The sequence below is a fragment of the Azospirillum argentinense genome, from assembly GCF_000632475.1.
In the GTDB taxonomy this organism is placed as follows: domain Bacteria; phylum Pseudomonadota; class Alphaproteobacteria; order Azospirillales; family Azospirillaceae; genus Azospirillum; species Azospirillum baldaniorum.
Genome location: NZ_CP007793.1, coordinates 2,324,020 through 2,336,391, shown reverse-complemented (window position 1 = coordinate 2,336,391; position 12,372 = coordinate 2,324,020). Strand labels below are relative to the sequence as shown.

14 protein-coding genes are annotated in these 12,372 nt (G+C 68.6%); 8 read left to right on the top strand and 6 right to left on the bottom strand.

Going from position 1 to position 12,372, the window contains the following annotated elements; all coding sequences use genetic code 11:
* Nucleotides 1–74: 74 nt before the first annotated feature.
* Nucleotides 75–539: a preQ0 transporter gene (locus ABAZ39_RS11015; RefSeq protein ID WP_038529341.1), complete on the top strand. Its 465-nt coding sequence runs from the start codon at nt 75–77 to the stop codon at nt 537–539.
* Between the two features lie 113 nt (nt 540–652).
* Here ABAZ39_RS11015 and ABAZ39_RS32970 read toward each other — a convergent pair whose 3' ends face one another.
* Both ABAZ39_RS32970 and ABAZ39_RS11005 read right to left on the bottom strand, forming a co-directional pair.
* A complete protein-coding gene (locus ABAZ39_RS32970) occupies nt 653–2,509 on the bottom strand; it encodes a CHASE domain-containing protein (RefSeq protein WP_160174818.1) in 1,857 nt (618 codons plus the stop codon).
* 14 nt (nt 2,510–2,523) lie between these two features.
* A complete protein-coding gene (locus ABAZ39_RS11005; protein ID WP_144243506.1) occupies nt 2,524–2,898 on the bottom strand; it encodes a response regulator in 375 nt (124 codons plus the stop codon).
* 352 nt (nt 2,899–3,250) lie between these two features.
* On the opposite strand from ABAZ39_RS11005, the gene cimA reads away from it, so the two are divergent.
* From cimA to rpsD, 6 genes are all read left to right on the top strand, one after another.
* Nucleotides 3,251–4,855, top strand: a complete 1,605-nt coding sequence (gene cimA / locus ABAZ39_RS11000; protein WP_038529339.1) for a citramalate synthase — start codon at nt 3,251–3,253, stop codon at nt 4,853–4,855.
* Nucleotides 4,856–4,871: 16 nt separating this feature from the next.
* Nucleotides 4,872–5,642, top strand: coding sequence for an RNA methyltransferase (locus ABAZ39_RS10995; RefSeq protein WP_038529337.1), 771 nt, complete (start codon nt 4,872–4,874; stop codon nt 5,640–5,642).
* 74 nt (nt 5,643–5,716) lie between these two features.
* Nucleotides 5,717–6,409, top strand: coding sequence for a PAS domain-containing transcriptional regulator (locus ABAZ39_RS10990; RefSeq protein ID WP_247874604.1), 693 nt, complete (start codon nt 5,717–5,719; stop codon nt 6,407–6,409).
* 156 nt (nt 6,410–6,565) lie between these two features.
* On the top strand, nt 6,566–6,778 hold the full coding sequence (locus ABAZ39_RS10985) for a hypothetical protein (protein ID WP_038529333.1): 213 nt from the start codon (nt 6,566–6,568) through the stop codon (nt 6,776–6,778).
* 154 nt (nt 6,779–6,932) lie between these two features.
* Nucleotides 6,933–7,229 carry a N(2)-fixation sustaining protein CowN gene (gene cowN / locus ABAZ39_RS10980; protein ID WP_014239500.1) on the top strand — a complete coding sequence of 99 codons (297 nt, stop codon included), beginning with the start codon at nt 6,933–6,935 and terminating at the stop codon, nt 7,227–7,229.
* Nucleotides 7,230–7,413: 184 nt separating this feature from the next.
* Nucleotides 7,414–8,028 carry a 30S ribosomal protein S4 gene (gene rpsD, locus ABAZ39_RS10975; RefSeq protein ID WP_014239501.1) on the top strand — a complete coding sequence of 205 codons (615 nt, stop codon included), beginning with the start codon at nt 7,414–7,416 and terminating at the stop codon, nt 8,026–8,028.
* Nucleotides 8,029–8,296: 268 nt separating this feature from the next.
* Here the strand turns inward: rpsD and ABAZ39_RS10970 are convergent, their stop codons facing one another.
* Both ABAZ39_RS10970 and ABAZ39_RS10965 read right to left on the bottom strand, forming a co-directional pair.
* Nucleotides 8,297–8,539 carry a hypothetical protein gene (locus tag ABAZ39_RS10970; protein WP_038529331.1) on the bottom strand — a complete coding sequence of 81 codons (243 nt, stop codon included), beginning with the start codon at nt 8,537–8,539 and terminating at the stop codon, nt 8,297–8,299.
* A 153-nt stretch (nt 8,540–8,692) separates the two neighbouring features.
* Nucleotides 8,693–9,796: an alkene reductase gene (locus tag ABAZ39_RS10965; protein WP_038529329.1), complete on the bottom strand. Its 1,104-nt coding sequence runs from the start codon at nt 9,794–9,796 to the stop codon at nt 8,693–8,695.
* Nucleotides 9,797–10,002: 206 nt separating this feature from the next.
* Between ABAZ39_RS10965 and ABAZ39_RS10960 the strand changes: the two genes are divergently transcribed.
* Entirely contained in the window at nt 10,003–10,674 is a 672-nt protein-coding gene (locus tag ABAZ39_RS10960; protein WP_038529327.1) for a TetR/AcrR family transcriptional regulator, read from the top strand.
* Between the two features lie 6 nt (nt 10,675–10,680).
* Here ABAZ39_RS10960 and rarD read toward each other — a convergent pair whose 3' ends face one another.
* Together rarD and ABAZ39_RS10950 are read right to left on the bottom strand one after the other, a co-directional pair.
* Nucleotides 10,681–11,685, bottom strand: coding sequence for an EamA family transporter RarD (rarD, locus tag ABAZ39_RS10955; RefSeq protein ID WP_051657952.1), 1,005 nt, complete (start codon nt 11,683–11,685; stop codon nt 10,681–10,683).
* 100 nt (nt 11,686–11,785) lie between these two features.
* The gene (locus tag ABAZ39_RS10950) at nt 11,786–12,220 is read right to left on the bottom strand and encodes a hypothetical protein (protein WP_014239507.1); all 435 of its coding nucleotides are present in this window, start codon (nt 12,218–12,220) and stop codon (nt 11,786–11,788) included.
* Nucleotides 12,221–12,372 lie beyond the last annotated feature (152 nt).

The window sequence follows — 12,372 nt, the reverse complement described above, 5'->3', positions numbered from 1 at the left end:
AGCGCTCGCATTCACGCGGGTGGCGCCGTCGTTCGCGCCCGTATTTCCGCGGGTGGCTTTTGGAGGATTCCGTCATGCTCTGGCTCGCCGCCTACATTGGCAGCGTACTCGCCATCAACTACGCCTTCAGCTTGGCGCCGCATCTCGACCTCGTGTGGTCCTGCTGGGCCGGGTTGATCTTCATCCTGCGCGACATGGTCCAGGTCCGCTACGGCCACTGGTCGCTGGCCGCCATGCTGGCCGCCACGCTGCTGTCCTTCCTGCTGGCCGACCCCTTTGTCGCGACGGCCAGCGTCACCGCCTTCGCGGTGTCGGAGTTGATCGACTGGGGCGTCTTCACCGTCACCCGCCGCCCGCTGCGCGACCGGCTGTGGATCAGCGCCGCCCTGTCGGTGCCGGTGGACACGGCGCTGTTCTTCGGCATGCTCGGCATCTGGGACCCGGCGGTCTGGGCGGCCAGCCTCGCGTCCAAGCTGGCCGGCGTGTCGGCGGTGTGGATGCTGATGCGCGCCCGGTCGGCGCGGCCGGCGACGGCCTGATCCGGTCCGGGATTTGGCAATCGCCGACTCGGTGACCCGCCGGTTCCGCCGCGGCTGGTCCCAGAAGTCCTAAAATCCGCGGCGTCGGCGATTGCCAAAAGGACCGGAGGGCGTCAGACCACTGAGGTCACGGTCTCGGTGGTCTGGCCGGGGGCGGGCGCCTCGTCGGGGATCTCGACCAGGAAGATGGCGCCGCGTCCCGGGCGCGACAGCACCCGCACCCGGTAGCCGAGCAGGCGGCTGAGCCGCGCCACGGTGGCGAGGCCGAGACCGAGGCCCTTGCGCCGGTCGCGCTCGGGATTGCCGATCTGATAGAAGTCTTCGAAGATCAGATGCAGCCGATCCTGCGGGATGCCGGGGCCGGTGTCCTGCACCTTGATGGCGGTGAAACCGCGCGCCTGCCGGCAGGTCACCCGGATGGTGCCGCTGTGCGTGTATTTCAGCGCGTTGCTCAGCAGGTTACGGACGATCCGCTCCAGCATCGCCGGGTCGGTCGTCACGCGGGCGCCGCCGCAGGTGACGCGGAAGCCCAGACCCTTGCCGGCGGCCTCCAGCCGGCCTTCCTCGCAGATGCGCTCCAGGAAGACGGGCAGGTCCAGTTCGGACAACTGCGGGCTGATCACGCCGGTTTCCAGCGTGGCGATGTCCATCAGCGAGTTCAGCAGGCGCTGGGTCGCCTCGAACCCGTCGCGGGCGGCGTCCACCAGCTTGCGCAGCCGGGGGCTGTCCGCCTGTTCGCCGATCATGTGCAGGTAGATGCCCAGCGTCTGGAGCGGCTGGCGCAGGTCGTGGCTGGCGGCGGCGAGGAAGCGCGACTTGGCGGCGTTGGCCTGCTCCGCCTCCGCGCGCGCCAGCGCCAGCGCGTCGTAGCTGCGGCGCAGTTCCTCCATGCGGTCGCGGTCCTGGAGCACGGAATTGACGGTGGCGACCAGAAGCAGGGTGATGATCAGGCCGGCGAACAGCACCGCCCGCGGCGTGGCGCTGGCCACGCTCTCCTCGAAGGCGTGGGTGCCGGACAGGACCAGCGTCCAGGGGCGGCCGAACACCTCGACGTAGAGAACCTCCTGAAAAGCGGCGTCCCGGGCGGTCGCGGAGTCGAACATCAGCGAGTCCGTGGTGCTCTCCGTCCCGTCATGGACGCGGATGTCCAGCAGTTGGGACGCGCCCTGGTCCATGATGCTGCGCATCAGGTCGTGCGCGCGGAAGGGGCTGTAGACGAAACCCAGCAGCGCCTCCCGCCGGTCGGCCGGGGTGGTCAGGGGCAGGGTCTGGTCGTAGACGGGCACATAGATGAGGAAGCCGGGCTGCACGTCTTCGTCGGTTTCCTGGACCAGACGCAACCGGGCGGTCGCCGCGGCGGTGCCGGTGCCCCGGGCGCGCTCCATAGCGGTGCGGCGGGTCGGCTCGGCGTGCATGTCGAAGCCGAAGGCCCGCAGGTTGCGGCTGGCGAAGGGCTCGATGTAGATGATGGGGAAATATTCGGGCCGCTCCCCTTCCGGCGTCACGCGGTAGCTGTAGAAGCCGGCGGCGTGCAGCGCCGCCTCGTGCTGTTCCCGGTCGGGCGCCTTCACGCGCTTGGCGTAGCCGATGCCTTGGATGCCGGGATAGCGGTCCTCCACATGCAGGCCGGTGACGTAGGCCCGCCATTCCGTGCGGCTGACCTGCCCGCCGCCAGCGTCCACCATCGCCACGGCGCCCTGCAGCATCTGTTCATAGGTGTCGAGCCGCGCCGTGACGTCACCGGCCAGATCGCGGGCCAGCGCGCGGAAGCGCGCCTCGGCCAGCCGGTGGTTCTGCTCGGTCAGCAACCACCAGGCGAGGCCGGTCAGCAGCAGCCCCAGCCCGAAGACCACCCAGCTTTCCCATGAGCGGAAGAGCCGTCCGTCGGGAACGGCGGTGCGCTTGCGCTTCGGCTCGTTGTGCCTTGGCCTGGGTGGCGCGGCGGGTGCCGGTGGTAACGGAAGGTCCATGCCGGTCCGGCCCGTCATGCCGTGCCGGCGGGCTGCTCCCGCAGCACCTTGGTCAGCACCGCCTGGAGATGGGGCGGCAGCACCGGCTTCTGCAGAACGGTCAACCCGCGGGCGCGGGCGTCGCGCAGCCCCTCGGTGGAGGTGTCGCCGGTGATGATGACGCCCGGCACCTCGGCCCCGGCCTCCGCCCGGATGCGGTCGATGGCCTGGACGCCGGTGCGCCCTTCGCGCAGGCGGTAGTCGGCCAGGATGGCGTGCGGCGTTTCCCCGGCGATGGACAGGCGGTCGACGGCCTCGCCCTCGCTTTCGGCAGTGACGACCCGGTACCCCCACATCTCCAGCAGGAGATTGAGGGCCTGCAGAACCGTCCGCTCGTCATCGATCACCATGACGAGCTTGTCCTGGTCGTCGTCACCCGCGGGAGTCACTGTGTCCAATCCATCCGTTCACAAGGGCCGGTGATCATACAGACCAACAGGCGTCCGGCCAGAAAAGAGTACCGCACCCGTGAGATGGGCGCCATGCAGAGGGGCGGCTGTGTAGCACAAACGATGGTTTATTCGGTCAGTACATTTGTCCTATTACCTCCATTGCGTGCCTATGGCCGGCGCGGCAAAGCCCCGCATTCCTGGCGGGTTCGATCAAAAGCATTGAGCTGGCGAAGCGCATCGTCCATTCTTCCGGCCCTCCGGAGAGTCCTATGACCTTCCTTCGGGCGACCAATATCTTCGGGCGGCGGCAATGACGGGCGAACGCATCTATCTGTACGACACCACGCTGCGCGACGGGGCGCAGACCCAGGACGTGGATTTCTCCGTCGCCGACAAGATCGCCATCGCCCGCGACCTCGACCGGCTGGGAATCGACTATGTGGAAGGCGGCTGGCCCGGCGCCAACCCGACCGACGACCAGTTCTTCGCCGAGGCGCCGGATCTCGCCCGCTCGACCTTCACCGCCTTCGGCATGACCCGCCGTCCCGGCCGCAGCACCGCGAACGACCCGCAGCTCGCCGCCCTGATCCAGTCCAAGGCGCGCGCCGTCTGCATCGTCGGCAAGACCTGGGATTTCCATGTCGATGTCGCGCTGGCCATCCCGCGCGAGGAAAACATCGAACTGATCGCCGACAGCATCGCCGCGCTGAAGGCCGCCAAGGGCGAGGCGCTGTTCGACGCCGAGCATTTCTTCGACGGCTACAAGCGCAACCCGGCCTACACCGCGTCCTGCATCAAGGCCGCCTACGGGGCGGGGGCGCGCTGGGTCGTGCTGTGCGACACCAACGGCGGCACGCTGCCGCACGAGATCGACGAGATCGTCCGGCAAGTGATCAATGAGCACGGCATTCCCGGCGACCGGCTGGGCATCCATTGCCACAACGACACCGAGAACGCCGTCGCCAACTCGCTGGCCGCGGTGCGCGCCGGGGTGCGGATGGTGCAGGGGACGATCAACGGGCTGGGCGAGCGCTGCGGCAACGCCAACCTCGTGTCGCTGATCCCGTCGCTGATGCTGAAGATGGGCTGCGACGTCGGCATCAAGCCCGCCGACCTGCCGCTGCTGACCGAGATCAGCCGCAAGTTCGACGAGCGGCTGAACCGTGCACCGAACCGCCACGCCCCCTACGTCGGCGCCAGCGCCTTCGCCCACAAGGGCGGGCTGCACGTCTCCGCCGTGGAGAAGGACCCGTCCTCCTACGAGCATGTCGAGCCGGAGGCGGTCGGCAACCGCCGCCAGATCGTCATGTCGGACCAGGCGGGCCGCGCCAACGTCATCGCGCGGCTGCGCGAGATGGGCATGGCCGTGGACCCGAAGGACGAGCGGCTGAACCGCCTGCTCGACCTCGTGAAGCAGCGCGACACCGAGGGCTACGCCTATGACACCGCCGAGGCCAGCTTCGAGCTGCTGGTCCGCCGCGAGCTGGGCGAGGTGCCGGACTATTTCACCCTGAAGCGCTTCCACGTCACCGACGAGCGCCGCTACAACGCCAAGGGCGAGCTGGTGGTCGAGTCCGAGGCCGTCGTCCGCGTGAAGATCGGCGGCAAGGAGTATCACGAGGTGGCGTCGGGCAACGGCCCGGTGAACGCGCTGGACACCGCGATGCGCAAGGCGCTGGAGCCGCTGTACCCGCTGCTCGACGGGGTGAAGCTGTCCGACTACCGCGTGCGCATCCTCGCCGCCAAGGACGGCACCGGCGCCATGCCGCGCGTGCTGATCCGTTCGCGCAACGGCGACGGGCAGGAATGGTCGACGCTGGGCGTCTCCACCAACATCATCGAGGCGTCGATGGAGGCGCTGGTGGACAGTTACACATTCAAGCTGTTTAAAGGCGGCGCAACACCGCGAAGCTGAGACCAAAGTTCAGATCATGACCTCCGGCAAAGACCCCAACCGGCCCTCCGTCCTGGGCGGCCCGACCATCATCCTCGTGCAGCCCCAGCTCGGCGAGAACATCGGCGCCTGCGCGCGGGCCATGCTGAATTGCGGCCTGACCGAGCTGCGTCTGGTGAAGCCGCGCGACGGCTGGCCGAACGAGAAGGCGGTGGCCGCGGCGTCGGGCGCCGATCCGGTGCTGGATGGAGCCAAGCTCTACGACACGACGGCGGAGGCCGTGGCCGACCTGAACGTGGTCTTCGCCACCACCGTCCGCACCCGCGGGATGATCCAGGAGTTCGTCACCCCGCGCGTCGCCGCGACGGAGCTGCGCGCCCATGTCGACGCCGGGCACAAGACCGGCGTGCTGTTCGGGCCGGAGCGCACCGGTCTGGTCAACGACGACCTGACGCTGGCTTCAACGCTGATCACCGTTCCGCTGAACCCGGCCTTCTCCTCGCTCAATCTGGCGCAGGCGGTCCTGCTGATCGGCTACGAGTGGTTCCAGACCGGCGAGATCCCGCCCGACCGCGTTCTGCACACCGGCCAGACCCGCCCGGCGACCAAGGCGGAGCTGGTGAACTTCTTCGAGCATCTGGAAGGCGATCTCGACCGCACCGGCTTCTTCACCTCGCCGGAGAAGCGCCCCTCCATGGTCCGCACGCTGCGCAACGCCCTGGAGCGGATGCAGATGACCGAGCAGGAGGTCCGCACCTTCCACGGTGTCGTCGCGGCGCTGACCGGACGGCGCAAGGGCGAACCGTAACCCTCTTTCCTAACCTCTTCCCTTCCGGGGCCAATCGCTGCCTATACTGCCCCATGGAATACACCTTGCAGCATATGGACGTTGGCCTCGTCCTGCTCGACGGCGACCGGCGCGTGGTGTCGGTCAACGCGTCCGTGGCGCGGATGCTGGGGCGCGACCGTCCGCTGCTGGGGGCCAGCCTGCACGACCTGCACCCGCCGGGCAGCCGCGCCAAGGTGGAGCTGCTGCTGGCGGCGGCGCACGACCCGGAGTCCCCGGCGGCGGCCAGCTCCATGATGGTGGCCCTGCCGGGGCGGACCATCGTGGTGAAGGCCACCGCCCTGCCGCCGGGCGGCGGGGCGGCGCTGGCCCTGATGCTGTTCGAGGTGACCGGGAAGGCGCTTCACGAGCCGGTGCCGCCGCCGGTTGCGGACGCGGTGCCCGAGCCGGTCACCCCGCTGGTGAAGCTGCCGATCACGACGCGCCAGGGCGTGGTGCTGATCGACCCCGCCGACGCGGTCTACGTGCAGGCCGACGGCCATTACACGCGGGTGCACACGGCGGACGGCGCCTTCTTCTGCTCGCTCTCGCTGTCGGAGCTGGAGGCGCGGCTCGACGGGCGGCAGTTCGTGCGGGCGCATCGCCGCTATCTGGTCAACCTGCGCCACGCCCAGGCCATCGACCGCAGCGACGGGCGGGCCGCCTTCGTCATGGCCGCCCCCGGATCCCCCCGCGTGCCGGTCAGCCGCGGCCGGATCGAGCAGTTGAAGAAGCTGTTGGCCCTTTAGCCTTTCCCCTTGCGCGCATCAGGGTTGTTCCCGCCGGCCTGTGACTTCGGGTGTGGGTTGATCCGCCTCAATCGTTCGGGCCCGCCGCAGGCGTAGAACAAAGCCATGGCCGGCGCCCGCATCGGGTGGGCGCCACGATGACGAGGAGATACGGCCATGGCTTTCCTGGACGACGACCGCGCCTATGTGGACCAGCTCGTGGTGGAGTATTACGGCGACCGTCTGACCGCGCTCTCGCCGGAACGGCTCGCTGCCCTGCACGTGCTGTTCGGCGAGGTGATGTGGCACGAGGGGATCGAGGCGCTGACCCCGCAGCGGCTGAACACGCTGCTGGACTTCACCGAGGAAGAGCTGTCGCACGCCGCCTGAGTGGGCCCCCTGAATGGTAAGAGCGCGAACCGTTCGCGCAGGACACCCGCCGTTCACGCCGCCCGCCCGCCGTTCGTGCAGCGGGTCTTGTTCCTGGACCCGCCTTCCGCGATGAGGGATGTCAACACAACCCTCTTCCGCAGGAAGCACGACCGTGGACGCAACCGACACTCCCGACCGCTACGTCTCCTTCAAGGGCATCGACTGCGAGGGCAACTCCCGCCGCATCATTGAGCGCCTGTACATGCACATCGACGACCCGGCCAAGACCAACGCCTTCTGGGAACGCTTCCGGGCGAAGCTGGCCGTGGCCGACGATCCGTTGAAGCGTCAGGCGGACGGGCTGTGCCTGCTCTGCGCCAACGTCTACTACATCTCCGACCTGTTCGAGGAATATGAGGACGAGGAAGGTCTGGCCATGCTGCGCCAGCTCGAGGACGAGTGCTGCTGAGGCTTCGAGGTTCGACACGACTCATGGTTTGACCCGACTCATGGTTTGACAAGGCGCGCCGAATCCGTATAGTGCGCGCCTTCACTCCTGGGAAAGCGGGCGTGCCTCTTGTTTGCGCCCCGTCCGCGGCCTGTTCCGCGGAACTACCGGGACAAAACCAACTCGTGTTCCACCGAGGACCAAAATGGCCAAGCGTCAACAGTCCAAGTACAAGATCGATCGCCGCCTCGGCGTAAACCTCTGGGGCCGCGGCAAGTCGCCGATCAACAAGCGTGAGTATGGCCCCGGCCAGCACGGCCAGCGCCGCAAGAAGCCGTCCGACTACGGCCTGCAGCTCATGGCGAAGCAGAAGCTGAAGGGCTACTACGGCAACATCGGCGAGAAGCAGTTCCGCCGCATCTACGCCGAGGCCGTGCGCCGCAAGGGCGACACCGGCGAGAACCTGGTGGGCCTGCTGGAGCGCCGCCTGGACGCGGTGGTCTACCGCATGAAGTTCGCGCCGACCCCGTTCGCCGCGCGCCAGATCATCAACCACGGCCACATCCTGGTCAACGGCCGCCGCCTGAACATCCCGTCGGCCCAGATCAAGGAAGGCGACACCATCGAGGTGCGCGCCAAGTCCAAGCAGATGGCCCTCATCCTCGAGGCCACCGCCTCGGGTGAGCGCGACACCCCGGACTACCTGGAAGTCGACACGGGCGCCCTGAAGGGCCGCTTCGTCCGCGTCCCGCTGCTGGCCGACATTCCGTACCCGGTCCAGATGGAACCGAACCTGGTCGTCGAGTTCTACTCGCGCTGACCGTTCGGCCTAGCCGACACGCGAAAGGCCGCGCCTCCGGGCGCGGCCTTTTTCGTTTGGGCCTTTTTCGTTTGAGGATGGGCGGTCGGATTGAGTTCCCTCTCCCCTCTGGGGAGAGGGAAGGGTGAGGGGGGGCGCGCGATTCCCGAACTTGTCATCAAGCGTAGCCCCCTCACCGGCCCTCCGGGCCACCCTCTCCCCAGAGGGGAGAGGGCTGGAAGTCGTCATTGAGTGCCGTGAAGTAGGCTGTAAAGGTCCTGAGCGGTGTTCAAGAACCTTTCTCTGCCGCGGCCAGCGTGGCCCGGCATTCGGCCCGCATTGCCTCGGCATCCCACTCTCCGCCGTCTCCTTCAAGCCCTTCCAACAAGGCGCCTTCCAGAGCTTCGTCGGATGCATCGCGGGCATCGGCAGCGATGAGATGGGCAAGATAGGATGCGACATCCTGAAAGCCGGCTTCGCTGGCGCGGCGTTCAGCCATCTGTTCGATGTTGCGCGGCAGAATAACGCTCATGCCCGTCTCCTTCGCTCGGTTCAGGATAACAGTCGATTCCCGGATCGGGCAACGTCCGCGCTGGTGGCGCGGTGGAAAGAAAAAAGCCGGAACCCTTGCGGGTCCCGGCCTTGAGGTGCGGGGATCGGGGGCAATCCCCGCGGGGGAGAGGGATCAGGCGTCGGCCGTTTCCAGCGCCGGATAGTCGGTGTAGCCTCGGGCGTCGCCGCCGTAGTAGCTGGCCTTGTCCGGCGTGTTCAGCGCCGCGTTGCGGCGGAAACGCTCCGGCAGGTCCGGGTTGGCGATGAAGGGCTCGCCGAAGCTCACCGCGTCCGCCGCGCCGGCGGCGATGGCCGCCTCGGCCTGCTCCTTGCTGTAGCCGCCGTTGATGATGAAGGGGCCCTTGAAGATCCGGCGCAGCTCCGCCGCGAGGTGCGGGGCGCCTTCCGGCGGGGCCATGTGGTGGCCCGGCTGGCCTTCGATGACGTGCAGGAAGGCGAGGCCGAAGGGGTTCAGCGCTTCGGTGACGTGGGTGTAGAGCGCCCGCGGGTCGCTGTCCGCCATGTCGTTGAAGGTGCCGGTCGGCGACAGCCGGACGCCGACCCGGCCGGGGCCGACGGCGGTGGTCACCGCGTCCACGATCTCCAGCAGGAAGCGCGCCCGGTTCTCCACGCCGCCGCCGTAGCGGTCGGTGCGCTTGTTGCTGCGGTCGCGCAGGAACTGGTCGATCAGATAGCCGTTGGCGCCGTGGATCTCCACGCCGTCCAGCCCGGCGTCGAACACCGCGCGCTTGGCGGCGTCGGCGAAGGCCTTGACCAGACCGGGGATCTCGTCGGTCTCCAGGGCGCGCGGGGTGGGGAAGGGCACCAAGCCCTTGCTGGTGTAGGACTCGCCGGCGGCGGCGATGGCCGAGGGGGCGACCGGCAGGGCGCCGTTCGGCTGGAACTCCGTGTGGGAGATGCGGCCGACGTGCCAGAGCTGCGCGGCGATCAGCCCGCCCTTGGCGTGGACCTCCTCCGCGATGCGGCGCCAGGCGAGCGTCTGCGCGTCGGTGTGGATGCCCGGCGTGCTGGGATAGCCCTGGGCGGTGGCCGAGACCTGCGTCGCCTCGGTGATGATGAGGCCGGCGGAGGCGCGCTGGCCGTAATAGTCGGCCATCAGCGGAGTGGGGACGTTGCCCTCGCCCGCGCGGCTGCGGGTCATCGGCGCCATGATGACGCGGTTCGGCAGCTCCATGGAGCCAAGACGCAGCGGCGTGAACAGATCGGCGGTGGTCATGATGCGGTTGCCCTCTCGATTCAAAAATCGGGTCCCACGTTGGGGCGTCCCAAAGTGGTGTCCGGGGTTCCGCGGGTTGGGCGGTGCCCGGTATGTATGTGCGTACATACTTGCCGGCGCCATCCGGCCTTGTCAAGTATGCACGTGCATACCTATTATCATTTCAGCCGCCGCACGGATCGGCGGCCAGTGAGAGGGCCTGAATCGTGGACAAGACCGACACCCCGGCCACCGCTCCGGCAACTGACGACGGCTGTTGCGGCACCGGGACCGACGCGCCAGCGCGCAAGCGCGATCGCGAGGCGACCAAGGGTGTGCTGCTGGACGCGGCCAAGATGGTGTTCGCCGAGCGCGGCTTCGACGCCGCGACCACGCGCGACATCGCCGGCCGCGCGGGTGTGAACGAGCAGTTGATCCAGCGCTATTTCTCGGGCAAGGCCGGATTGCTGCTGGCCGTCGTGGAGCGCTACGGGCGCGAGGAGGGGAGCGGCTGCGCCATGCCGCCGCCCGGCGACGATCTGGAGGAGGATTTGGCGGCCTTCCTGCTGCACCAGCTCCGCCACGCCTGGAAGTGCCGCGACTTCACGCGGGTGATGCTGGCGCGCGCGCTGGTTGATCCGGACATCGCGAACGAGATGGCGCGCACCCTGTCGGAAAGCCGCATCCCCTGCCTGCTCAGCCGGCTGGAGATCTTCCGCGCGCGCGGGGCGATCGCGGCGGACGCCGACCTTGCCCACGTCGCGGCGGGTATCGCCACGCTCAGCTTCGGGCTGGGCTTCCTCGATCAGGTGGTGTTCGGGCGCTGCCCGGACCGGGTCAACGAGGTGGTGAAGACGCTCGCCCACACCATGGCCTACGGCCTTGCGCCGCGGGCCTGAGCCGCCTCAATCGGCGCGGCAGGCAGCGATGCGGGCCTGCTCCGCCCGGTTTTGTTCCGCCCGGCTTTGTTCGGCGCGGGCCTCGGCGCGGGCGGCGCGGTGGGTGAACAGCGCGTCCGCCGAATAGAGCGCCAGCGCCACCCAGATGCAGACGAAGGCCACGAGGTGGGAGGAGGTGAAGGCCTCGCCATAGACCGCCACGCCGAGCAGGAGCTGCCCGGTCGGGCTGATGTATTGCAGGATGCCGATGGTCGACAGCTTCAGCCGGGCGGCGCCGACCATGAACAGCACCAGCGGGATGGCGGTTACCGGGCCGGTCAGGATGATCAGCAGGTCGGTGCCCAGCCCGTGCGCGCCGAAACTCCCCAGCCCCTGGGCGTTCAGCCACAGCAGATAGACGATGGCCGGCGGCACCAGCAGCACCGTTTCCACCAGCAGCCCGATCAGCGGGTCGATGGCCGCCTTCTTGCGCACCAGCGCGTAGACGCCGAAGCTCAAGGCCAGCGACAGCGCCACCCAGGGAACCTCCCCGTAGGACAGGACGAGGCTCAGGACGCCCGCCGCCGCGATCATAACCGCCAGTCCCTGCCGCTTCGACAGCCGTTCCTGAAGGAAGGCCATACCGAGCAGCACGTTGATGATCGGGTTGATGTAGTAGCCGAGGCTGGACTGCACCAAATGGCCGTTGTTCACGGCCCAGATGAAGATGGTCCAGTTGCTGCCGATCAGCGCCGTCGTCACCAGGAAGATGCCCAGGCGCCGCCAGCTTCCCACCCCGCGCACGATGCCGGACAGGCCGCGCGTCGGCACCAGCCACAGCCCGACCAGCACCACGGTCCACAGCACCCGGTGGGCGACAACCTCCACCGCTCCGACGTTGCCGAGCTGCTTGAAGAAGATCGGCGCCAGCCCCCCCCAGATCAGGAAGGCGGTCAGAGCGGCGGCGAAGCCCAGGGTGGCGGGGTTGCGCCCGTCGGCCTGCGGCAAGGAGGGGGAGGGAGTCTGGGCCATGGCTCCCCTTTACCATGCCCAAGAAATGGGCGATAGGAACGCCCCCTCATGCCCGCACTGCGCGCCGGGAATGCCGCATTTCGCGCAGGGGTTTTCCCGCTCAGCCCCCTCCGCCGCCTGCGGTGCCGCTTCCGCTTCCACTGCCGGTGGGGGCTCCGTTCCGCGGCATCGCGCCGGACGACCCCGACGAGCCCCGGCCAATCGGCACGTTGGTGCCGACGCCCTCGTTGCGGACCAGCGCGCGGGCCTCGCGCAGCCGGTCCACGCAGCCGTCCGGGTCGCCCTTGCCGGCGGCGGACCGCGCCTCGCCGAGCAGGCCCCGCAGCCGGTCCTTCTGCTCGCCGGTCAGGGCAGTATGGTTGCGCCCGCCGGCCACCACCTTGTCGCCCAGAAACAGGTCGGAGAAGCGGGACACCTCGTCCCGGCAGGCGGTCAGCCGCTCCTGCTTCGGGACCGTTCCGTCCTGGCCCTGCGCCTGAACGGGAAGAGCCATCAGAGCCAGCAGCGCCGCCGCTGGAAACACGCGCCTGTCCATGACCGGGCCTCCTTATCCGTGTCTTCTCCGTGCCGACACCTCCGCGGAATCGTCGATGGAAAAACAAGGGTGGGACAGGGCCTGTTCCGCCAAAGGAAAAGGGCTCCGCGGTGGCGGAGCCCTTTGTCACACGTCTGCGGCGCGGCTGGCCG